This window comes from Bacillus sp. BF2-3, assembly GCF_008368795.1.
Lineage (GTDB): Bacteria > Bacillota > Bacilli > Bacillales > Bacillaceae_G > Bacillus_A > Bacillus_A cereus.
Genome location: NZ_QOSA01000001.1, coordinates 316,634 through 340,246 on the forward strand (window position 1 = coordinate 316,634; position 23,613 = coordinate 340,246).

Consider the following 23,613-nt stretch of genomic DNA (forward strand, 5'->3'; position numbering starts at 1 on the left):
TCGGAGGTATGATACTCTTTGTCATGCATTTTTTATTCCCTTTTTAGCTTTCTTAATGGTTCAATATCTCCTCGTACAATCACATCTATATTTTCAGTTATTTTTTCAATGTCAAAATGCCACCATTGAATTTGTAATAATTCTTCTATTATTTCATTTGAAAATCTCTCTTTTATTTTATTTGCTGGATTTCCACCAACAATTGTATATGGTGCGACGTCTCTAGTCACAACAGATTTAGCTGCAATGATTGCACCATCTCCTATTTTTATTCCGGGCATAATAGTTGTGTCCATACCAATCCAAACGTCATTTCCTATAACTGTATCGCCTTTGTAAGGTAAATCAGACAAACTAGGTGTATACTTCTCCCACCCATTTCCAAAGATATTAAATGGATATGCCGAAAATCCATCCATCCGATGATTCGCTCCGTTCATAATAAAGTTAACTCCAGATGCAATACAACAAAACTTTCCAATAGTAAGGCGATCCCCAAGAAATTCATAATGATGTAATACTCGATTTTCAAATGTTTCTCCATCTTTCGCATCATAATAAGAATAGTCACCAACAAGTATATTAGGTTTTGTTATTGTATTTTTTATAAATTGAACGTTTTGATTTCCTTCAATAGGGTATTTAATATTTGGATTAGGATTCATTTTGTACAGCACTTCCTTTACCACTTATTTCACTTTCTACCGCTATTACTGGCTTTAAATTGTATATAGGTAAAATAAACAATAATCCAATTATAAAAAGTAAAGCCGTCCCTTCATACATCATACTTAATGAAAACATCTCTTTTAATGAGCCAGCTATACTCATCGTTACTACCATTGAACCGGTAAATAGCGGACTTAAAATACCATTTACACGACCTATAAAATCGGTATCGCTATTTTGAATAATAAGCGTATTAATACCAATTTGGATACAAGGAAGAGCTAAGCCACTAAAAAGCTGAGCTGTAAGTGTCACCCATAAATTTGTAGAATATCCTATAATGCCAATACCAATTGCTTGACCAAGCATACCGATAATTAACATCTTTTGCGGAGCAACGTTTTTCGCAAATACCATTGCTAATGCTCCGCCAACAATCATTCCCGCACCATTTACTGTTAGTAGCCACTGTAAACTCTCTTTTGATAATCCTAGCTGCTCAGTCACAATAAATATACCTAATGGTTGAATTAATCCTATACCTAGTCCTGCAGCCATAAAGCAAAGCCCTAGCAAAGTTAATGCTTTTTTCTTTTTGACATACTTAATACCATCCTTCATCTCCTGCAGCAGAGTAATATCTTTCTTTTCTACGTCGTTTTCAAGATCTTTCGGAAGAAATAACAATACAACTGCCGCAAGTAAAAACGAGATACCTGTTATGATGATTGAAATATAAATTCCAAAACTATGAAAGATAAATGTCCCTAGAATTGGTCCTAATACCATAAATATTGCAAATATCGTTTGATATATAGACATCGCTAATTGAATTTGTTCCGTTGATAAATGGTGTTTAAACAACTTCATTCCAGATGGTTGTGAAAACTGTGAAAGGATTGCAGAGATGAGTGTCACAAAAAACACAATTTTCCACGTTCCAAACATAAGCGTAATTAATACAGCGAATACTGAAATGGAACTTAACGTTTCACACCATATCATTGTCTTCTTTGGCTTCCACCTATCAGCAAAGGTACCGCCAATAAATGAAAAAATAAAAATTGGAGCGAATTCAGCAACTGAAATCATAGAAATAGCAAAAGCATCACCTTTTGTCATTTCCATTACATATAGTAATACCGCAAAGTTTCGAACCCATATTCCTATTTGTAAAAATAATGCTGATGCTAAAATCCCTTGAACAAACCGATTTTTTAATACTTGTGATACCCCATTGTTTTGTTTCGTTACTACATTTGTCGACATAAAAAAGCCTCCTATTTCATGTTCTGAACAGGAGGCAGCACAAATCATATAAAAAGACAATATATTCGCAGAGCGAAATACATCCCTTTTCTATAAATGTACAGACTAACCCTATTCAGAAGAATATTTCGTTTTTTAACGAAGATCTCTTACAAATAGAATTAGTTGATCATTGGGATGTCTTCACCCTTCCGTTTCAAATTTAAATAACACATACATACTCTATGTAAATCATTTTCGATGTATGCATGTCTCCTTTTAACTATTCTAGAAAGTTAAAGGCAATTCCTCTAAAGAACGCATTAAATAGTTACCTTGCCATTTAATTTCTTCACGATTCCCTTTTATTTGTAGTTCAGGCATTCGATTAAACAAAGTAGTAATAGCAATCTTTGCTTCTAACCTCGCAAGTGGAGCTCCTAAGCAGAAATGACTACCATGACCAAAGGCAATGTGACGGTTGTTCTCCCGTGTAATATCAAATATTTCTGGATTTTCAAACACTGTTTCATCACGGTTCGCTGAAGCCAATGCAATAATAACCATATCTCCTTTCTGTATTGTTTGATGGTGAATTTGAAAAGGTTCCGCTGCCCATCTTGCAGTTGTAACCTCAACTGGAGAATAATAACGCAATCCTTCCTCAATAGCCGAATCAATTAGTTTTGGATTATCTTTTAATAACTGTAATTGATTTGGATTTTCAAGAAGTGCTAATACCGTATTTGTAATTAAATTCACTGTCGTCTCATGTCCTGCGACAATTAATAGCATTATCATTGAATATAGTTCCCGAGCGCTAAGTTTATGCCCTTCACTCTCTGCAAGTATTAAAGCACTCACCAAGTCTTCTTTTGGCTCTTTTCTTTTAATATCAACTAAATATTGAAGATATGTAATAAATTCAGATAGTTGTTTTTCAGTCTCTTTTATTTCTTCAGGTGTTTCTGGTGATGCAATAACAGCATGAGACCAAATCCTAAATTTCGCTTGATCTTCTTTTGGAATACCGAGCATCTCGCTTATTACAATAATTGGTAATGGAAATGAATAATCATCCACAAGATTTAATATACCTTTTCGCTCTATATCACTTATCAAATCATCTGCTATTCTCTGAATTCTTCCGTCTAATTGTGCAATCATCTTCGGTGTAAAAGCTTTTTGAACTAAAGATCGTAAACGACTGTGGTTAGGTGGATCTGAATTTAGCATATGTGTTGTTAAGTGGTCACTATTATCAACGGAAAGATACATGTTCTTTATATCTTGAGAAAACACATTTGTCCAATCTTTTTTTAAACGATTATCTTTTAAAAGTGGCAGAGCATCTTCATATCTAGTAATGAGCCATTCTTTACCGATTTCAACTTGGTTTACAAATAATATAGGTTGTTTTTTTCGCGATTCTTTATAAATTTCATACGCATCTTCTTTAAACTGAGCTGAAGCTAAATTAATGCCATCCTCTATGCTTAACCCAACTTTGTTTTTCATGGACATTGTATTCCCTCACTCTCATTTGTTTTTGAAAACCAACCAACATATGCATTATACTCTAATAAAAACGTGAAAATTGTAAATTTTTAATCAAAATCTTACTTCGTATATTGAAAAATAAAAAAGTGAGAGAGTACAATCGTTTTACTCTCCCACCTCTCTTTATGCGAAGCACATAAAATTACTAATTTGTTGATAGCGATAACTTACTTTACGACGACGACCACCTTGCCAAGTGTAACCTGATACTCCGTTTCTTCTCACTTCAGTCGGAAAGAACCATAAATCCCTTCCAAAAGGTCCAGGACGATGTAAACGTAAATAGCCCCATCTTCCTAAACAGTTACACATCCATGATTTCATATTGCCTGGTTGTGCTGGAGAAGCAAATGTAGACGGTAACGATGGCGCTTGTGACGGTGGTGGTGACGTTGGAGCATCCTCCGCATCATCTGGTCTGTAATCTTCTTGTTCAATATCTCTCACTTCATTTGTAGGTTCATACCCGTAGTTTTGTGGATTATAATACATCGCTTGATCATATGGATAATTTTGTTGGTTATACATATTAACAAATCACCTTCTTTTCATTCATTACCTTTATCATTCATATGTGATATGCCCTCTCTAGGAAGCTTATGTATAGCCCAAATTCAACTTAAAAAGCTCGTATTATTAAAAATACGAGCCTTTCAAAAATAGAATGTGTTTATTATTTCCTTAACTTCACACTATAAAAACGCATTTCATCTAACGAACCTTCAAATTCAAATACTTCTTGTTTAATTAATTGTTTCAAGCGATATTCTAAGAATGTATCTCCAACCAATTGTTCAACAAGACCAAGTGCTTCACCAATTACTCTAGGAGCTTTGAGGAACTCTCGATCAGCACCCACACTTTTCGCGCATTCAATTATAAATTGATCAAAATAATCTTCTTGTACAAAATGCACTTCATTTTCTTTCCACACTCTTAAACATTCTATGCTTTCCGATAATCTATCCCACTCATGTTCAAACTTCATTCGCTTCTCTTCAGTTAAATAAGGTAACTTTATAAAACTTTTTTGGAATAGAGCTAAACTTTCAGGTGGTAATTCTCCCGTTCCACGAATATCATACTCTTGTTTTAATATTTCTCTACTTGCTTCAGACGTATTAATAACTCGAATGTTTTTCTTATCCTTTAATTGTGCTATTACAAAACTTAGGCCTACATGTTCATGTGCATTATCAGCCTTCCAAATTGTAATAGGTGTTTCAACAGGAATAGTATGTAGTTCTTCTATAGTTGCTATAAATCTTGATAAATATTCTTCTTCAAAATAACTATCATAAGCAGTTAAGTTATTTATTAACCACTCCTGTCTTGCTAGTTGCCCCTCATTCGTATGCAACCTATATATCGGTCCAATTGAAAAAAATTCCGAAAAAGCAACAACACTCTCTTCAAATAATTCTTCTTGACTTAACATATATTTTAAGCAACCAGCCGTTGAATCATCAAAAGCAATATGTACGTGCGTACTTTCTTTTACATTCCTTTTATAAGTAGGATTACTTGTTAATTGTTTCGGAATATCCATCAAATTTTTAATTGTATCTTCACTATAGTTTTCTTCTAATAAGTTTAACTGTATGAGAATACTTTGAAGTAAATCTTTAGCCTCATCTTCGTACATATCCTCTACAGCATTTTTAATTTTATCTATCACACAAATCCCTCTATTCATTTCAAAAATAACGTAGATTATAGTGTATCATTTTAGTATAGTTCTTTAAAGTCAAATCCAGATTACTACAGCAATCTGGATTTTCAACAAAAGCTCTCCTTATATTTTTGAATTGCTAAATATTTTTACTTTGAAAATCCTTGTATCTAAATGTATAATTATATAAAAACAAAAATATAGGAGCTATATTTATGGATAAAGTACTTACAAATTATAAACATTACTTAAAAAATTGGAGATTTATATTTATTTGCATACTACCTGCTATTGCCTTATTCGTTACTTTCGATGTCATCTTTGAACTACTGTTTCATCAAAATTTCTACTTATCTAACTTAATTTCTGCTATCATATTATTTTTAATATTTATTAACGTTAAAGATAAATTTAAAATTAAAGGCTAAAAAACACTATTTCAAAATAGCCCTTTATTATTGCATCCTACTATAAAATAAGGCTCATAGTAGATTTTCATAAAAAATAAGAGCACCCTGCAATTGGCTGCTCTTATGTGATTAGAGGTTTTTTCTGAGTATTAAGTAGGACACGAAGATCTTGTCCTACTACATAATATATGCTTGTACTTATTATTTCGTGCATGTATTAAGCACCATGTTCAGGTACTTAATATATGCATAGTCATTGCTAAAAAATCTACTCAAAATTTCATTGCACAATTTCATAATTATAAATTAAAAAAACATCCTCAATGGATGTTTTTTATCTAACGATTTTAAGCTTCCATAAACTTAGCCGGTACACCAATTTTTTCAACTACAGAAGATATATTAGTAGGATTAATCATTACATTTTCAATACATACTAATTTATTTTCTAATATCCCATTCTCTGTAGTAATAAGTTCTTCAAACCGATCTAAAGTCATTGAGAATTTATGTTCACTTCCACCATTCATACTAACTTTTACATACTTCATAGTGTCACCGCCTTTCATAATAATTTACATTTCGACAAGAAGGCGCTTACATCCTTTTTATTTACTCTTAGATTTCTCACGTTTATATATATTTTGAGAAAAGAAACTACTATTATTTACTCACAAAATTATTGCTAATAAGAAAGATAAAGATAACAATACACAAAGTGGAATATATAAACCGGTATCCATTCTAGCAAAGTGCGTATCTTTTTGTCGTTTAAAGATACCAAAATAATTGAACTCACCAATTACTCTAATAGAAAAGATGATCATACAAATCCAGGAACCGACTTGAATAATAACATTAGGAACTGCAAAATGAACAATTTTTGCTTGTTGCAACAAAATTATTGCTGCCATACTTAATAATAATGCAATGACCAATGTCATTCCGGCACGAGGTGTAAACGCCTTTTCCCCTGCTTTAGTTGGAATAACACTATTTGTCCCCCAATTACCTCCGAAAGCCCAATATACATGTAAAAAACTAACTAAGAATAATATACAAGCAGATATATATGTAATGATAAGCATTTTATCCTCCCCTTATTTCATTTTGGTTCCCACCTATAAAATATGCTGTTCCCCCCACATTAGCAACCTTCATTTCATTACATAAAAAAACCGTAATGATTTATCAATATTAAGATAAGTCATTACGGGGTTATTAAACCTCATTATGCATTATACCTATTTCTTCGGCGTTCCATCCTTGTTTGACCTTGAACTGCATTTTCTTTGTATGGATCTATTTGCTCTGTCATTTCATATGTTGCAACTGGTTCTTCGTACTTATACTCATGGATCTTTTCTGGCATTTTACTTTTAGATTCTTTCCCACCAAACTTAAATAGTTTCATCTTTAATTTCGGCAATCTTGGAAGTCGAATCTTAATTGATAATCTTTTGCGTTTCTTTTTTGGTCCAAGTAGATTTATATTTTCTTGATTATCTTTCTCTTTGCGGTGAATGAACATCGCAAGTAATCCTCCTAATACAAGTCCTCCAATTAATAGTAATATATATACATAATGGCTTGTCATTAAACTCGTTATGCGTTCAAGTATGACTAACGACTGTACTTCTTTTATATCCCATAGTAAAGCGGCCCATAATGAGAATAAGCCCAAAGTAAGTCCATATGTACGAAAACGGAATAAACATGGAATTAACGCGACACATGCAGCAATTTTCGCATTTGCTATGATTGAGCTTGTTGCAATATCTTGATGCCAAATAACTAACAGTAGTGTTATAAATGGCGCATACGCTATCCAACTGCATATACGTGAATACATCTTTTTAGCAAAATAACTACCGAAACTAGTAAAAAATAAAAGCCCTCCAATATATATAGATTGTTCTAGAGGGATTTGCTTTGTAAGTCCTGCAATTGGAAAGAGGCCGCTCAATAGCATTAAGAGCACATCTAATTTCTTCACAATTCCCCATTCCTTTCAAATTTTTTCAATTAATAAAAATCGTTTTTCCATATGAAATAGTTTTTGTATTTCTAAAAACATATTAATCCTGTCTGCACATAAAGTAAATATGTAAACGAAAAGATACTTGACAAAGGATATCCTTATTTACATAAAAAAATGACAAATCCTGATCGATATAACGAGCAGGATTTGTTTACTAGTATTTAAAGTAGAATAATTGAATCTTTCTTTTCTACTTTTACTACATCTACATCCAATTCATCATCAAATTCTTTAAACTCTCTTGCATCTATGTCAGTAATATAACTCTTTATTACTTTTTCCATATGCATGGAATATGTAATGTGTACATTCTTTTTCGAAAGCATACTAGAATTACAGCACATGTAATGTATCATTTTAGCGATATAATCCCTTTCTACAGGTTTTACACCCAATGGTAAAATTTCAAGTATATATCGCTGAAAAATCCCACTACAATTAAGTGAATATTCACCAGTGCTATAATACATCCCTTTTTGATCTGTATATAAGCCAATGCTATCTAGAGCATCATCAGATTCTATTACACCGTAACTTGGTACATCAAAACCTGTATTTATTCTAATAATATTTAAATTTGGAACCTTTAACACCTCTGGAACAATATCAGGTAAAATATCTGTATTAATTTCTTTATTTTGTAACTCTTTTATCCAATACCTTCTCAAATTTGCATCTACAATGAAATAAACTTGTTCATTTTGTTCTTTTGCATATTGTACAATTTCCATTAATGTTTCGGAAACATATTGTTTAAAAAAAGCTCCCATATCATTTCTCTTTGATGGTTGTGGTAAAAATGCATTATGTTTATTTATATTTAATAATACGTAATCAATCGTTTGCCATTCTGTATTCCCATATAATTTATATAAAATTTCTTTTCCTTTTATTTTTGAAAGAATAGGTAAGAAATCAAATTTCGATATTCGTTCAATTGATAAATTAACATATATACAAGGTAAATTTATCTTATTCCAACTACGCTTCAAAAATCCTTTTTGCTCTAATAAACTAAAAACACTATTTACAATTGTTTTACGAGATACACTTTGGCCTATAAATAAATTAATAAATGTTGAAATACGGTTTGCTCGTGCAAATCCCTCTCTAATGATTTGTTTTGGATCAATTTTTTCTCGTCCATCACAATTTTTCAATGCGATTAATGCTAATGTCGCATCACTGCGCTCGCCCGCGGTAGCATAGACAGCTTTCGTAACATCATCTACAAGATTTGTTTTATATTTTTGGCAATATTGCATTTTATATGGATTTTGTAACACCTTTTCAATATTGTATCTCACAATCTTTAATAACACTGGAAAATCTGTATTCAATACATAAGAATTTTCACCAACTTTAGTCAAAACAATTTGACTCTCAAGTAATGTTTGTTCTATTTCCAGCACTATATCTTCAGACCAAACTTCTAATGTTAATGTCTCTAATCCTTTTGGGGCAAATAAAGGAAATAATTCATTTTTGTTATTTGTAGCTACCTTTTTACATTCTGGAAGTATTGTGAAATAAGAGAATTTACGCTGAAATTCTTTAAATAAATACTCTCTTTCCTTTACTGTTATACCCGGTTCTATTTTAGTACCTTGAACTTTATAAATTCTCTCATTGTATGGAAATAACACCCTTTTATTTTCTCCTACAATATAATCTTTCGGATATTGGAGAATATGGTCTAAATCCACCTCTCCCCCTATTTGAAAATCATCTTTTAAATTTCTAAATATCTTAATCCATTTCATGCCGGTTGTAGCTTGTTGTATTTTTAGTTTTACAAACCGTATTTTTTTATTATTTGACGCAAACTCTGAGGTAGAAATCAATATCATGCCTCGTTTCCGTCTTAAAAGTAAAGGAATATCTGGGTGATTATATTCTTGATATTAAGAGTATTTTTATGGACATTTCGTATAACTGTGATTTAACTGATTAAAGCTATTTTCAAAGACGACATATCAGCGATATTTTATGTCTATTTTGTGTAGGTGTTAGCAAGTTCGTTTGCAAACTTGTTAGCACTTTTTATATTTTTCCTATTACATACAACTTCACAAACAATTCGTACTTAGCTACTAATGCTTCTAGTTTTTTTCTGTATTTTGTAACTATAAAAATTTATACACGTAATTTCATATTAGAAATTACAAAGTAAAAACAGAGCATGGAACACGCAAAAAAAATTATCGCAGGGCAGATTTTCAAATCATTCAAAAATCCCCCTGCGATAACCTACTCATTCATACGTACAAACTATTAATATCCTAAAATATCTACTTCAGCTGCTGAAGCAAATCCATTAAATCCGTTCGTTACTTCTAGTTTTACATATTTCGCAGAAATAGGTTCGAATGTTGCAAATTTTTTCGTCCTATTATTTTCCCATGTTCCAGACGTTACTTTTTTATAGTTAGAACCATCCTCGCTTGTATAAATATTATAGTTGAAAATAATACCATTTTCTGACCAGTCTTGTCTTGGAAGATATGCTACTTGGGTGATAGTTTGTGTTTTACCAAGATCTAACGTTAAATTATATGGATATTGATTTGGTGCACTCCATTGGGTATGCCAAATTGTATTTGGATTGTCATCAATTGCATTACTTGCTGGATCACGCCATGATTCTTCACTATTTGCACTTGCCTTCATTATTTTCTTGGACAATACAGCTAGTGGTTTTACAGGTTTAGTATCCGTCGCTTCCCATATAGGTGCAATTAATGTTGGGTTGTTTAAAGCTTCTACTTTTTGTCTCGTTTCTTGTGTTGCTTTCAATCCCCATTTATCAAAGAATGGCAGTACATTTTGTTTTGCTATTTTCGATGTATTGTAAATAAATGTTTGTATTTTATCTTCATCTGTTTTGGGAAGTTGATCCTCTGGTGTCTCTCGATATAATTTGTGAAGATTCGGATAAAAATCATCCCCATATGCTAAATGAAGCTGCCAAAGCATAACAAGTTTGACAAACAGGTCGTCAATATTTTTATATTCTTTATTCGTTTGTTTTAAATACGCAAAGGCTCTATTATAATCGCCCTCTGATTCCAAACGTGTTGGTTTATTTGGGTATATTTTCTTATCTGCAACTAAAGAATATAGATTATTAGTTACTTCACCCATACCTCTTAAATCATTCCACGTCCATGGATATTGTTGTCGTGCATGCCCCGCTTCATGCATTTGTCCCCACCCAAACTCATTGACATTTAAAGTACTTTTGATAGCTTCACCAGCAGTCGTAAAGACGGCTCCATCCCAACTTGCATACATGCCCCAATCTTGTGCGTTAGGATTTTCTACAAAGGCCCAAATCCGACGAGTTGAACGATGTAAAGGATTTGGATCTGTTTCAGATAGCCCTGCTAGCTTGTCTTGCGCTTTAATCATTTCATCATATTTATTTAATAGAGGCACAGGATCTTGATTTACAATATATTTATTCGCACTATCACGAGTTACAGTTAATACTGCTCGCTCTGATTTCAATTGTACTGCATGTGCATTTGGATAGTTGTTCATCATGGCAATCCAGTCTGCTTTTGTGTGTTTCCCTAATACAAAGAAAGGAATAGGACTACCACCTTGTGTTACCTGCACCTTAACTGTTCCTGTGCTTTGAAAATTATCTAACCCTAATACGCCGCCGTTTGGTGAAGAGATAGTATTAGAGCCCGGAGAAAGATCAATTTCTTTTCCCCATTCTTTATCATATTGATGTGTCCCAATAATGGCTCTAATCTTTTGCGTTCCTGATACTGTAATTGTAACCTGTTCATTAGGTTTCACATATATGCCTGTTGGCATATAATTTTTTTGCTCACCTCTTTTTTCTCTTTTTGCTTCATCCCAAAAACTTCCTGTACCTGGCAGGTCAAACTCTCTTTGTTCAAATTGAGTTACAGTTTGTGCAGTTTCAGCATGTACATCTAAATTGTTTGACATAATAGGTGTAAATAACGTGGTTGCTAAAATAGCGGATGTCGCTAGCACCTTTATTGGTTTTTGTAATTTACCATTCTTTCTTCTGTTCATATAAATCAGTCCTTTCACTCAGTTTTGTTTTAACGTCCATACGAAATACCAATTTTCTCATTAATTCCACAAATGGATTTAGTAAATAAATACTTATTTTCATAAAATATCGTTTATATTTTCGATGAATACAATAAAAAATCATGTGTGTCTAAAGCTTCCAAGTCTTTTCTTAATTTTTCTAGATGCATATTACCTACATTTAATTCTTAAGTCATACATAAATCACCCCTCTAAGTAAGAATTTAAGATAAATGCCTTATCTCAAAATCCTAAAAATAAAATCGAACTTACATATTAAGTATAATTAAGGATAAAAATTCCACAATTGAGAAAAAAATAAACCGTTAAAAATTTACATTTATTTAAAATAAACATAAATTTTAACGGTTATGTAAACACAATAGATTCTATTGGAATAAATTTATTATATATTGTTAAGAAACATTTTAAATATATTATTTCGAATTCATAAAGGTAAAAAAGATAGAGAAATTTTATTTTTTATAGATATGGTGGCTCATTTCTAGAACTGTTTTCATATGTCAATAATAGAAATACATTTTTTATTATGGTTACTTTTCAACTAGTACGATATCATCAAGATAGGCATCACCGATTTCACTTCCAGTAATTTGTAAGAAGAATGTATATGGATTATTAGTATTTAGAGTAGTAAATTCAATTGATTTTTGTTCATACTGTGAGGAATCAAACTCCAAATAAGGTGTATCTTTTCCCCCAGGAGACTGTGCTCCTACCAGTAATCTTTTAAAAGGATGCGTTATTTTTCCAGATGCGGACAGTATGTATGTAGTATTAGGCTTCAAAGTTACGTCCCCCATAAAAAAACCGTATCCTCCACTTATATGAAGTCCTTTAGAATTATTTACTCCTGCATGATCTTCAATATTGGAATTTATATCGCCATATGGTTTAAGAGGTTCTAAACTTGAATTGTGATCAAAATCAATATTAAAAATATAGGATTTCTCCTTTTCTTTTAATTGTACATTATCAAACTTAGCCCTCCCATTTGCTGTAGAAGCAAGTTTGACAGCAAAGTTTGACACATCTTCCCCTGTTTTAAACTTCATCTCATGATGTTCTGGCTTAAATCCTGTATACTGCTTCTTTGTTAATGGAACTATTTCTTGAGTGGCATTCAGATTACCTACTGTTACTTCTGATGGAGAATCTATACTTCCCGCTATATCAAATGTTAATGTATATTCTGTATTCGGCTTTACAGTAACTAGCTGATAGGCTGTGTCTGCATGTATTAATTTCAGATAATGATTGCCTGTTTCAGCAGTGCCGATATTCTCGGCAGAAGAATTAGGATTAGATAAAATCCAGTTATTCAGCCCATCCTCAAAATCTCCATTCCTAACTTGTTCATTTGTAGATGGACTATCTGCTGATACAATACCTGAAAAACCTATACTGGCACTTAATACAATTGCTGTAGAAAATACTCCTATACCGACTTTTTTAAACAATTTCTTCATCTCCTTTGGTCAAATTAAAATTTACTTTTTCATACTTTCTCTATATATATTTGGATAAACCTTCCAAAGAACAACTTTATTAATAAATGATTTACAGGTTATTTTCAATTGCTCAAAACTGCTTACTGCACAGAAGAATTTGGATTAGATACGGAATTTAAATTCGATGAATTAGTTAATATAAATTAAAAAAGCCGTCCAACAGAACGGCTCTTATTTTTGTTAATCAAACTATTCTTTTGTTTTATTTTTTAATGTACTCGTACCACCAGTCTCTTTCATCCATCCAAGCTGTAATCTTATCAAGCTCGCCATTAGGTAGTACTTCAGTTTGTAAGTACGCTAAACCAGTTAATGGATCAGAGACAACTTTCCCTTTTGTTCCACGCTCATTCATAGCATTTACAACTTCCTGAACCAATGAAATGCCAAACCCACCAGATTTAACGTATTGATAGCCACCATTAGCAACAGATTGTTCTGTTTGTTCCTCTACTGTAAACCAAGATAAAGGTTTACTTCCAATCAATTGGTTCAAATCACACTTACCGATACCTGGTACATTACCTGTCTCTGTGTATTGCCAAATATCGCATGGATAAGCTGGCTTATTACCGCCATAACGAGGGATCCAAACAAAGTCAGATTTTACATTTGCCATACCAAACGGAGCATACATATGATGACCAACGTATAAACCAACTTTCTGAGCACCTAATCGGCGTAGTTCATCAATAAATGCTTGTGTGCCCGCTCTCATATCATTCATTGTTTTTACTTCAACATCTGCAACCCAGACTGTCGCGCTCTTATCTCCACGGTTCCAGAAGTCACGAGCTTCTATTCGTGCATCATTTTCAGAAACAAATCGACAAAATGCATAGTTACCAAAAGGAATACCGTGTTGCTTCATGGCTTGTACATACCCTTTATACAATGGATCTAAATAATTTGAACCATCTTGTACACGAGCGATGATGAAATCAATGTATTGCTTTGCTACAGGCCAATTAATATTACCATTCCATTTTGAAATATCAATAATATTTCCCATTACTTAACATCCCCTTTTCTATTTTCTTGTTTTTGTTTACCACCTAAAATTTCAACTGCATTCGTTAGTGCTGAAGGCAAAGGTATTCCCATACGCCCTGCATTTTCTAAAAGTGAAAGCAACTCATTCCCAATAAAGAAAAAGATTGTCGCTTCACGAATAGCACTATTGCTTCCAAGTGCTGTATCTAATTGAGCAGCCGCTCCGACTAAAAGAAAAAGCACCACCTTTTTGGCGATGCCTTTGAAACCAACTTTACTTTTTAACTCTCCATTATATCCTGCTGCAATCATGCCAGTTAAATAATCAATAACTGCCATCGTCACTAAGATTTTCAATGTTGCATCCCATCCTCCCAAGAAATACCCACAGAAGCCACCGAATGTAGCTATAAATGCTTTCATTAATATATCAATACGATCCATCTTTACATCTCCTTATTTATAATAAAAAAGAGAGACGCTTGTCCCTCTCTCAGTAAGTACTTTTATTTTAAGATATTAAATCATCCCTTTTAATATTAAACCCAAGACTGACATAGTAATTGCACTAATAATAATTCGTAAAATCCAAGTTGTATTCATGCTAATCTTTTCTAATTGCTTATTAATTGTAGCAATGTCTTTCTCATTAATTGTTGTGCGAGTTTCTTAATTACGAATATCTCGCATAATTTCTTTTTGTTCTGCTTTTAAACTGTCGATTTTTACATATACATCTTCCACTGTATTCACATCCTTTTAAAATCTTAATAAAGCAATCTCTACATGATATGAGACAACCTTATTTATGGTGAATGCATCGCAGAAATTTCAAAACAAAAGCCGTATTTTATACAAAATAAAAACAGACCAGCTATTCCTGCTCCTGCTCTGTTTGTGTGTTATTTTCATTAGTTGGTGTTGGCGGTTCTTGAGATGGATAATTCCCTGTAAGTGATGTATAACACTCTAAACAAATATTCTTTTTCGCAAACCCCATATCCAGTGCGTACAGACGAGCTCCACGTTTACATATTTCGCATCTTGTTGCAATACGGAAATATATCGTTCCATCCGTTTCCCCCCACACCTCTACTTTATTAGCACCATATAAACCGGCATTGTTTAGCATATCAAAAGGAATTCGCACAAATACTCCGTTTTCGTTTCTTTCTGAATCTACTAACCTACCAGCAAACGGAGCACCTTGCCCCGCTTGTAAGGGATAACCTTGTAAATCCTTGTAATCATCCATATATTTTCCTCCTAAACGTTAGGTAGCTTGTACCATTGTCCTCCCATTCCCATAAAATAAAACCCATAGCCTTGACCACCATCAAAGAAACGAATGGACCCAGCTTGGCCCATTTTATTACGCCCTAAATTTATTCCCTGCGTTAGAATAGGTTGATGTATGAATACATCCTTTTCTGTACTTATATCAAAGGTCTGCCCATGAGCAGCTGGACCTATGTTGTTATTTACGCTGCCTATAGCAATTCTATTAAACGGTTGAAGACCATCGGCCCTTTCTGCTGCCGCACGATCCCAGTTATACATGCAAGCATAGTTACCACTAACCAATGTTATCCCTGAAACACAAACAGCTCTACCCGCAGAAACTTGCGCATTTGCAGCTGTAACTTTAACTACAATCATATGTTCTTGTGGATTGTAATTGTTAGGAACGGTAAATGTGAAATTATACCTTCTAATTTCACCATAAAATGTAGATGGCTCTGGAAAATCTTTATATATTTCATGCCAAATTTTATAACTCACTTCATCTAATGGCGTAACAAAGCATACCTGCAATCGTGGTTTTGCCGTTACACGTACACCATTAATCTGTGCGGTTCTATAATGTGCTGACAATGTATAAGAGTTTCCTGGATGAATCCCGTTTTGAACTTTTGTTTCTGGATAATTATACGTGTCGACACGGACTGCATTTACCATTTGTTCATAGTTAAATATAAAAGTGTTATTTTCTATCACTACACCGTTTCCTTGTACTTTCCAAGGTAGACCATATCCAGCACCAAACCCCTGATAATTCGGGTTGCCTATGTTCAATTTTGGAACACTAGAAAAATCATGATCGGCTATTAAATTTCGTTTTGGCATAACGGTTGTTTTTGTTCCCCATTCATCTTCAAAAAGGAAGTCTAACATTTTAACAGTAACACCGTTTTTATCGATGGTAATTTTATCACCATTAACGTTTATAACATTCGTATCAATACCCTTTGCAGTTAACCATTTCACCATTGTGTCTGCGTTAATATCTAGTTTTGCAGCATTGATTGTAATTTTCCCAGGGGACATATTGATGGCAGTGACAATGCCGTCCTTTAAAATCTGCGCTAAAATCCCTTCATCTAACACTTCTAACTTAGATTCTGTTTTCTTTACATAGGCATTATAAGTCTCATTTATAAACGTTTCTTGTTTTCCAGAGATAATTGAAACGCCTTTTTCAGTAGCACTAATACTTCTTTCTAATTCTGTAACTTTTTTATTGTAAGGTTCAGTTGCTATCTTATCGGCCAATTCTTCCATGATTTTATCTTTATCTACAATATCAACAGGGTTCTCCATAAACGAAGAAGGTTTATCACCAATTTGTAGCATGGGCTGTGCCATCCATAGACGCCCATTTTTACGAACCCAAAACAGCACTTTAACTTTTTTTGTGCCTTCGATTAATAGCCCTGCCACATGTGTACGAATCCATGTTCCTTGTAAAATAGTTATTTCTTGCAAGTAACTTTTAATCATTTTATTGTTTACATCGTAACATTGGAGCTCGATAGCAGCTCCAGCATCTATACTAGCTTTGTTATCTGTATAAAAGTAAGCAGAGAAAACATAATTCCATCCAGGACCAGCATTTATATAATCGTGCGATGCTCCTTTATACAAATTGCTCGCATTACCTGCAGTAATAACACTAAGTGAATTACATCCCTTATAAGTGACTTGTGTATCTCTTGCTGCGTTTGAAGTTAATTGCCAATATTTCGTGTCGTTCTTCCACAAGACATTGCGTAAAACCGTTTGGTTACCAATTCCACCAACGTAATCTTCAACATCTTTCATTTTTAATTGCAATTCCAATGCTTTACTATGTTGTTCTATCTTTGAAGTAGCCTCACTAAGCGTCTTCCCTTGCTGAGTTTGTATTTCTTGTACTTTACCGACGCTTTGTGAAATACTATCTGCGTTTTTCTCTACTGTTGTTACTCGTTTATCAAATCCCGTTTGATTTTGTTCAACCTTAGTTATATTTTCTTTTATACCATCCACACTTTTTTCAATTTCGGTTGTTCTCTTGGTGAATTTATCGGTTGTTACTTGATCTTCAGGCGCTGGTGTCCATCCAGTAGCTTTATTTCCTTTTTCAAGTTTAAAATTTTGAATAATGATTTTTGTTGTTTTAGCATCTATTCCCCAAAATTCCAGTCTCGCTTGTCCTGTGTTATTAAGCTGTTCTGTAATTTTTGTAGTGTACGTAACTCGTTGGAATTGGTCCGTAATTCCTGTGAATATTTGTCTAACGAATGTATATTTAGGCGAACCGTTTTCGCCATAAAACTGAACGCGACCTGCCGTTTTATCCGTTGTTATAATTTTTACATCGAAGCTAAAAGTTACGGTTTTGTCTACTAATTCACTAAAGATTTGATTTAAGTTATTCTTAAATACTCCATAAGCTGAATTTGAAGATAATTGCGTCGTTTCCCAATATTTCGTATCTGATATTAAATTACGTACTCCAATTTCTTGTTCATTGAAGTTCTTTTCTACACTTGTTAACTTCTCACTAATCTTTCCTGCTTGTTCTTTAATTTCAGTTGTTGTTTTCTTCAAGTCGTTTGTTGTTTGCTGCACATCAGAAATAATCTTCTTTGTGCCTTCTACAGTTTGTTCGACTGTATTTAATTTATTACTGATTTCAGTATCTTTTTTTGTTAACGATTCAATAGAAGTTTTAAATCCATTAGAATCCTGTTCAACCTGGGTTACTTTTTTATCAATTTCACCTTGTTTGTTCTCAATACTGGAAATCGTACGGCTCACACCTTGTAAGCTTTCCTTTACTTCGTTAAATTGTCCTGTCGCTTGATTTTGTGCTTCTTGAACCTTTTGATTTAACTCCGTTTTAGCTGTTTCAATATCTTTCTTAACATCTTTAATACTTTGCTGTAACGGAGCTGTATCAGGGACGACAGGTTCCCATGTTTTGCCTGTCCATATTTTTAAAATACCAGGCTTACCATTACTAATATCACGCCATAGTGTTTTATTTGATTTAAGATTAGTAGTAGGTGGATTAGCTCCTTCTATAATATCTACAAGGTTTTGATCCATATAATCTTTAGTCTTTTCTGCTATATCCTTTGCCGCTTTACTTTCTTTTTGAGCTTGTTCGGCTGTACCCTTCGCTTCTTCTGCTAACTTTTCTAGTTGTTCTAATAGTTCTTTATTGGCTTTATTACCTAAAGAAGCAAGCACTCTATTGTATAATTTTCGCATTTCTTCATTCGGATCGGTAATTTCACGGTAGTCACCAAATATATATTTATCTTGTGAAGGATCAGTAAATGATTCATCACCAGCGATTGCCCGTGCTTCTAGATACAGTTCAGGAGTAAAACCTGTATCTTTAATTCGGATTGTGTCACCTTCATTAATCAGCTCGTGAGCTAGGCCAAATACACGTCCAATGCTTTGTGCTTGAACATCGTAAGAAATAGAGGAATTTATCCGTTTGGCTAATTCTGTTTTCATAAGAGTCATTAAACGTTTCGGTGTTATATCGCCTTCTGTTTCTGGTGTGTAAAAGCCAAATTTATGTTGCCCACGTTCGTTCCATCGTTGGAAAGCATCACTGTCCACAAGATAAGGAATACCGTCATTTATGTCAGTAATTGTAATAAATCCGTCCCTTTCTTTTTTGGAGAAACCAAGTAATGCTGTACAAATGTTTTGTGAGTTCTCAACACGTTTAATTCCCACTAAATCTTTGCCAAGTGTTACTTCTTTCCCTGTTTCTTGACCGCGTTTCTTTACCATGTCCACATAGCGACTGACAATTTGAGAACCAACTACTTCAGCACGGTATTGGATTTCTAACTCGAACAAAGAAGCGATATCTTTTAAAAATTTCAGTGGATCTATGAATTCATCAATTGTCATTGTGTGGAAACCAGCATATTCTGTTCTTCCTCTTTTCCACTTCGTACCTACAAGAGCCATATCAATAAACTCATTTACTGTTTTACCTTCCACCTTCTGTGGAGTAATAATGCCAGCTTTCGCAAGTTGAATCCATTCACCAGATGCATAAGCAATGACTGATCTATCATTAGAATCCTTTTCGGTTTCAGTAATAACATACGGAACGATACGCCCGTCACGCACTTCTTTTAATACTAAATTTTGCTGCATGAGTGTAGCTGCATGTTCCGTATTATCAAACACTTTAAATTCTAATGTATCTATATTGTTCTTAATTTCCCAATGTCGTTTATCATCCCAATAATCTTTTGTTTGTATATTAGAAACGATTTGACTCGTTTTAAAATCAACAACATGTAATGTTCCGCTTGGTGTTCTCATCTAAATCGCTCCCTATACGTTATTTTGGCTATTCCCACATCGGAAGGCATAATTTCAAGCTTGTTTAATCCTTTGTTAACAACTGGATAATCACTGAATATATCTTTTAGATTAATCGCCTTTTTACCATTGATTGATACAAGGCTTCGCTCGGTATCAATAACTACTTTATCTCCAACATCAAAAATATAAGGCGGATTATCTTGGGTATTCATATTGACTTTCCAAATTTTTAAATCATCGATGCTCATGTCTGTACAAAACATGTTATCCGAAAATTGACTGATGCTTATTTGAACTTGTGCCACTTTATCCATATTCATATTGTTTTCATCTTCCCACACGACAAAGCGCTCTGAATCATCCTTTTCGGTATTCCATAAAAACTTTGAAATATAAGCTTCCCACCTATTGCCGGTACGTGCTAACCATAATCGACCACGATATTGATTCCATGTAGTAGGATGATCTCCAGGTTCATTTATAAGCACTCGCTCGCTGTTTGGTTTCTTTTTGTTACCAAGCTTAGCGAACCCTGTATTCTGTTCTGCTTGCCAATGAACATCATTCATAGAAATACGAGCCACATAGTCGCTATTTTCATCTAATAAACCTATTTCAACACGCCCCATTTGATCGGGGTGAGAGCTTCTTACCCCAACATACGCCTGCATAATAAAATCTTGTAGTGGGCCTTTTGGGATGTTCTTTTTAGCTATGCAACCATGCCAACCTTTTATATTTGTTTCACCTAAATAAACCGGAACTAGGCGTGAGCCTGCATCTACTTTAAAAGCCCCGCCCCCAACCATATCTTCCGCACTCGGAACATCCGTCCAACCTACAGTTGTAGACATTTCATCCCACATTACCCGCTGATTTCTTTCAACAGGTATCTGATTTACACTAAGCGGCCATCCGATACGAAAATAATTGTTTCCATTCCATACATCAAGAAATGTGGAAGGGTTCTTCACTTCAACCTCTATAATTGGATTGGACTCTACACTTCCTTTGTTTTGAACATTTGCTATTAACCCGCTTGCACCTGTTTGAAAATCTACTGTTCGAGTAGGTCCTAATTTATATGGCATTGGACAAATGAACTTAATTGTTCCTATTCCAAGTGTTACAAATTCATCTGGATCAAAGCTATCTTCCACAACTGCTAAATATGTTCTATTTGGTTCTACATCAAAAATAAGTTCTGCTGGTTGGCCTGTGATTAACCATTCTGCAATTTCTTCTTTCATAGTTTCCAAATCTGAACACTCAGGAACTATAATTCCTACAGGAATAGATAAAACACGCATTTCCGTTTGGGTGTTTAATAGTCTTGCTCCTGTATATCCTGGGACACTTAGAAAATTCCTTTTCACCGGTGCCCACGCTGGTCTTTTCCATCCCTTTTCTATTTGAACAAAATCTTTGCGTATGTTGTTAAATGAAAAAGAACTCATACTGTCACCCTATTTCTTTATAAAATAAAAGAAACCCAAACCTAAAAGTCTGAGTTTCTTTTTGCTTCTCTTTCTTGATACTCGGTTGTATAGCGATAAGTACCGCGTGCCACGTCTCTTCCTTCTAAATTAACAGGCACTTCAATAACTAAATCTCCACCAAGCATTGGAATAACTCCACCACCTGATGAACCAAAAGAGTTATTAATGACTTGATTTGATACACTGTTTGTCATGGCTTGTCTGCTGTTTGACATATTCCCATACACACCACTCATAACGGTTTTTAATCCCGCTAATTGGTTTGCAGAATTAGTCATCATACGGCTCATATCGCTCATTAGTTGATTTATTTCCCCTGGTATAGCAAATTGTTGTCGTGGCATGGCTGCTACGATTCCTGCGCCAATATCTCCAAGTGTCTTTTTATTTAAAGGTAAAACCGCTTCTTTTCCAGCTTCACCTGCACCTTGCAAGTTCCCACCATTCATTCCAAATATAGTCGGTTTAGTGAAGATACCACCTTTTGCACGCCAATCTATATTAAGTCCAGAAGGGAACGTAACATCCTTCCCTAAAATATTTTTCGTACTAGTTTGCAAGCTAAAGTGTGGAAGTGGTGGCATTTCAGGTTTAGGAATCTTTAGCTTCAAATCACTAAAGAAGCTCTTAATCTTCCCAATAAATTTTTCTACACTGTCAACTGCATCTTTAATTGGATCAATTATAAAGCGTTTAGCTGCTTCGAATTTTTCTTGTGCAGCATTCTTTACGGAATCAAATTTTTCCTTCGCTGAATTATATAAATCAGTAAATTTTTGTTTGGCTGAATTGTAAGCTTCAGTTACTGGATCAATCACGTATTTCTTTGTCAAATTCCAAGCTGTTAGCGTATAAGATTTTATAGTTTCCCAGTTTGATAATATCCAATTAGCCAAATCTGAAAGTTTTTGCTTGGTTGTATTCCACAAGTCTTGAACAGGTTGAATAACATATTCTTTTACCAAATTCCAAGCTGCAAGAGTATATGATTTAGCAAGTTCCCATTTCGAACTTAACCAAGAAATTAAATCACCAAACTTTTCTTTTACTAAGTTCCAAGTATCTATGACAGGTTGAATAATATATTGCTTAAATAGTCCCCAAGCGATTTGCGCCATAGCTTTTGCAATTTCCCATTGTGTACCAAGCCAAGTGACCATTTCACCGATTTGTGTACTTACCCAATCATAAGCTTCTTGGATTGGTTGAATAATGTATTGACAGATTGCTGCCCATGCAATTTGTGCACCTGCCTGTATTAACAACCAACCAGCTTCTAAAACGGTAGAAACTGCCGAAATAATTGGATCTAACACAGTAAGAATCGTATCCCAGGTTTCTTGCCATGCTTGCGTTAATAATCCCCACAATTCAGACGCTGTTTCAGTTAAAGAAGTCCACCAAGAGGAAGCTGTTTCCACAATTCCGGACCATAGACTACTAAAGAATTCACCTATCGGATCAAAGAAGCTATGCATCATTTCAGTGAATGAGGACCAAGCTCCTGAAAAGAATTCAACAATAGAATTCCATGTACTACTACATATTTCACCTATCCCTATCCATAAATCGCTAAAAAATTGCCCAATTGGATCAAAGAATGAATGCATTGCTTCTAAAAATGAATTCCATGCTTCACTAGAGGATTGAACTATCCCATCCCAAAGCTCTATTAAATATTCCTTAATAGAATTCCATGTATCTATTGTCCATTGTTTTATAGAATCCCAATTTTGATAAATGGCAATTCCTAGAGCAACTATAGCTGCTATGATAATAGGAACTATGGCAACTATGCCTAGTGCGGCGGCGGCTCCGATTTCAAATACACTCATGACCGCCATAACTATAGGAGCAAGCGCCATAACTGCACCTGAAATTACGCCAATAGCTATTGCAACAGCTGTTAATGTGGCTGCTAATTCTGGGTTATTAGAAATCCATTCAGCCACTTTTGAAATAACATCTGCTATAACACTAAGAACCGGCTGAAGTGCAACTTGTAAATCTTGCATCGCCTTTTGAAATTTAACTGCTGGGTTTGAATCCATTTTTTTAATAGAGTCATTCAATTTGTCCTGTTGCTTTCCAAAATCGACTGTTTTATCTTTCGCGCCTAGCAAAGTATTAATAATGTTTTGCCCTTGATCTTCGTACATTGTCATTTTGTTATCGTAAAGGCTTTTTATCCTCTACTTCTTGCACTTCATATTAATGCAAGCTCGGCATACGTTTTCACTTATAAAGAAAGTGTCGCGGTCTCGTGGAGGGATTATATCTTTTC

At 34.0% G+C, this 23,613-nt stretch carries 18 protein-coding genes and 2 pseudogenes; 2 read left to right on the plus strand and 18 right to left on the minus strand.

All coding sequences use genetic code 11. The features are described 5' to 3' along the window. Positions 1-32: 32 nt before the first annotated feature. From DN401_RS01700 to DN401_RS01725, 5 genes are all read right to left on the minus strand, one after another. A complete protein-coding gene (locus DN401_RS01700; protein ID WP_001069204.1) occupies positions 33-665 on the minus strand; it encodes a Vat family streptogramin A O-acetyltransferase in 633 nt (210 codons plus the stop codon). Continuing rightward, complete coding sequence (locus DN401_RS01705; protein WP_098212939.1) at positions 655-1,938, minus strand: MFS transporter; 1,284 nt, start codon at positions 1,936-1,938, stop codon at positions 655-657. The genes DN401_RS01700 and DN401_RS01705 overlap by 11 nt, the downstream gene beginning before the upstream one ends. Before the next feature lie 267 nt (positions 1,939-2,205). Continuing rightward, positions 2,206-3,441 (minus strand): cytochrome P450 family protein, encoded by a 1,236-nt coding sequence (locus DN401_RS01715; RefSeq protein ID WP_086404447.1) that lies wholly within the window; start codon positions 3,439-3,441, stop codon positions 2,206-2,208. A 159-nt stretch (positions 3,442-3,600) separates the two neighbouring features. Next, the gene (locus DN401_RS01720; protein WP_000282687.1) at positions 3,601-4,005 is read right to left on the minus strand and encodes a hypothetical protein; all 405 of its coding nucleotides are present in this window, start codon (positions 4,003-4,005) and stop codon (positions 3,601-3,603) included. Between the two features lie 145 nt (positions 4,006-4,150). After that, positions 4,151-5,155 carry a DUF1835 domain-containing protein gene (locus DN401_RS01725; protein ID WP_000565687.1) on the minus strand — a complete coding sequence of 335 codons (1,005 nt, stop codon included), beginning with the start codon at positions 5,153-5,155 and terminating at the stop codon, positions 4,151-4,153. Between the two features lie 209 nt (positions 5,156-5,364). On the opposite strand from DN401_RS01725, the gene DN401_RS01730 reads away from it, so the two are divergent. After that, the gene (locus DN401_RS01730) at positions 5,365-5,577 is read left to right on the plus strand and encodes a hypothetical protein (RefSeq protein ID WP_000362067.1); all 213 of its coding nucleotides are present in this window, start codon (positions 5,365-5,367) and stop codon (positions 5,575-5,577) included. A gap of 329 nt (positions 5,578-5,906) precedes the next feature. On the opposite strand, the gene DN401_RS01735 is transcribed toward DN401_RS01730, so the two are convergent. From DN401_RS01735 to DN401_RS01760, 6 genes are all read right to left on the minus strand, one after another. After that, positions 5,907-6,110 carry a hypothetical protein gene (locus DN401_RS01735; RefSeq protein ID WP_000878369.1) on the minus strand — a complete coding sequence of 68 codons (204 nt, stop codon included), beginning with the start codon at positions 6,108-6,110 and terminating at the stop codon, positions 5,907-5,909. Between the two features lie 120 nt (positions 6,111-6,230). Beyond that, positions 6,231-6,647, minus strand: coding sequence for a DUF3995 domain-containing protein (locus DN401_RS01740; RefSeq protein ID WP_127063979.1), 417 nt, complete (start codon positions 6,645-6,647; stop codon positions 6,231-6,233). Positions 6,648-6,790: 143 nt separating this feature from the next. Beyond that, entirely contained in the window at positions 6,791-7,555 is a 765-nt protein-coding gene (locus DN401_RS01745; protein ID WP_000732180.1) for a DUF3959 family protein, read from the minus strand. 206 nt (positions 7,556-7,761) lie between these two features. Continuing rightward, positions 7,762-9,444, minus strand: a complete 1,683-nt coding sequence (locus DN401_RS01750; RefSeq protein ID WP_149287454.1) for an RNaseH domain-containing protein — start codon at positions 9,442-9,444, stop codon at positions 7,762-7,764. A 430-nt stretch (positions 9,445-9,874) separates the two neighbouring features. Further along, on the minus strand, positions 9,875-11,656 hold the full coding sequence (locus DN401_RS01755) for a M60 family metallopeptidase (protein ID WP_149287455.1): 1,782 nt from the start codon (positions 11,654-11,656) through the stop codon (positions 9,875-9,877). 575 nt (positions 11,657-12,231) lie between these two features. Further along, entirely contained in the window at positions 12,232-13,158 is a 927-nt protein-coding gene (locus DN401_RS01760; protein WP_149287456.1) for a carbohydrate binding domain-containing protein, read from the minus strand. A 117-nt stretch (positions 13,159-13,275) separates the two neighbouring features. On the opposite strand from DN401_RS01760, the pseudogene DN401_RS30070 reads away from it, so the two are divergent. Next, a pseudogene (locus DN401_RS30070) lies at positions 13,276-13,356 on the plus strand (YolD-like family protein); the annotation flags it as partial. A 55-nt stretch (positions 13,357-13,411) separates the two neighbouring features. Here the strand turns inward: DN401_RS30070 and DN401_RS01770 are convergent. The 7 genes and pseudogenes from DN401_RS01770 to DN401_RS01800 all read right to left on the minus strand — a co-directional run bounded on the left by DN401_RS01770 (position 13,412) and on the right by DN401_RS01800 (position 23,494). Beyond that, entirely contained in the window at positions 13,412-14,221 is an 810-nt protein-coding gene (locus DN401_RS01770) for a GH25 family lysozyme (protein ID WP_149287457.1), read from the minus strand. Further along, positions 14,221-14,646 (minus strand): phage holin family protein, encoded by a 426-nt coding sequence (locus DN401_RS01775; protein ID WP_149287458.1) that lies wholly within the window; start codon positions 14,644-14,646, stop codon positions 14,221-14,223. Before DN401_RS01775 ends, DN401_RS01770 begins: the two co-directional genes overlap by 1 nt. Before the next feature lie 75 nt (positions 14,647-14,721). Beyond that, positions 14,722-14,946 (minus strand): annotated as a pseudogene (locus DN401_RS01780) (hypothetical protein). 130 nt (positions 14,947-15,076) lie between these two features. After that, the gene (locus DN401_RS01785; RefSeq protein WP_149287459.1) at positions 15,077-15,457 is read right to left on the minus strand and encodes a hypothetical protein; all 381 of its coding nucleotides are present in this window, start codon (positions 15,455-15,457) and stop codon (positions 15,077-15,079) included. 11 nt (positions 15,458-15,468) lie between these two features. Then, entirely contained in the window at positions 15,469-19,827 is a 4,359-nt protein-coding gene (locus DN401_RS01790; protein ID WP_149287460.1) for a phage tail spike protein, read from the minus strand. Continuing rightward, a complete protein-coding gene (locus DN401_RS01795) occupies positions 19,824-21,287 on the minus strand; it encodes a distal tail protein Dit (protein ID WP_149287461.1) in 1,464 nt (487 codons plus the stop codon). The genes DN401_RS01790 and DN401_RS01795 overlap by 4 nt, the downstream gene beginning before the upstream one ends. A gap of 41 nt (positions 21,288-21,328) precedes the next feature. After that, entirely contained in the window at positions 21,329-23,494 is a 2,166-nt protein-coding gene (locus DN401_RS01800) for a phage tail tape measure protein (protein ID WP_098021386.1), read from the minus strand. Positions 23,495-23,613 lie beyond the last annotated feature (119 nt).

Excerpts from the sequence above, each read along its gene's own strand:
- DN401_RS01740 (WP_127063979.1), bottom strand. The coding sequence starts at position 6,647 with ATGCTTATCATTACATATATATCTGCTTGTATATTATTCTTAGTTAGT.
- DN401_RS01720 (WP_000282687.1), bottom strand. The coding sequence starts at position 4,005 with ATGTATAACCAACAAAATTATCCATATGATCAAGCGATGTATTATAAT.
- DN401_RS01790 (WP_149287460.1), bottom strand. The coding sequence starts at position 19,827 with ATGAGAACACCAAGCGGAACATTACATGTTGTTGATTTTAAAACGAGT.
- DN401_RS01700 (WP_001069204.1), bottom strand. The coding sequence starts at position 665 with ATGAATCCTAATCCAAATATTAAATACCCTATTGAAGGAAATCAAAAC.
- DN401_RS01795 (WP_149287461.1), bottom strand. The coding sequence starts at position 21,287 with ATGAGTTCTTTTTCATTTAACAACATACGCAAAGATTTTGTTCAAATA.
- DN401_RS01770 (WP_149287457.1), bottom strand. The coding sequence starts at position 14,221 with ATGGGAAATATTATTGATATTTCAAAATGGAATGGTAATATTAATTGG.
- DN401_RS01775 (WP_149287458.1), bottom strand. The coding sequence starts at position 14,646 with ATGGATCGTATTGATATATTAATGAAAGCATTTATAGCTACATTCGGT.
- DN401_RS01730 (WP_000362067.1), top strand. The coding sequence starts at position 5,365 with ATGGATAAAGTACTTACAAATTATAAACATTACTTAAAAAATTGGAGA.
- DN401_RS01735 (WP_000878369.1), bottom strand. The coding sequence starts at position 6,110 with ATGAAGTATGTAAAAGTTAGTATGAATGGTGGAAGTGAACATAAATTC.
- DN401_RS01785 (WP_149287459.1), bottom strand. The coding sequence starts at position 15,457 with ATGGATGATTACAAGGATTTACAAGGTTATCCCTTACAAGCGGGGCAA.
- DN401_RS01705 (WP_098212939.1), bottom strand. The coding sequence starts at position 1,938 with ATGTCGACAAATGTAGTAACGAAACAAAACAATGGGGTATCACAAGTA.
- DN401_RS01715 (WP_086404447.1), bottom strand. The coding sequence starts at position 3,441 with ATGTCCATGAAAAACAAAGTTGGGTTAAGCATAGAGGATGGCATTAAT.
- DN401_RS01800 (WP_098021386.1), bottom strand. The coding sequence starts at position 23,494 with ATGACAATGTACGAAGATCAAGGGCAAAACATTATTAATACTTTGCTA.
- DN401_RS01755 (WP_149287455.1), bottom strand. The coding sequence starts at position 11,656 with ATGAACAGAAGAAAGAATGGTAAATTACAAAAACCAATAAAGGTGCTA.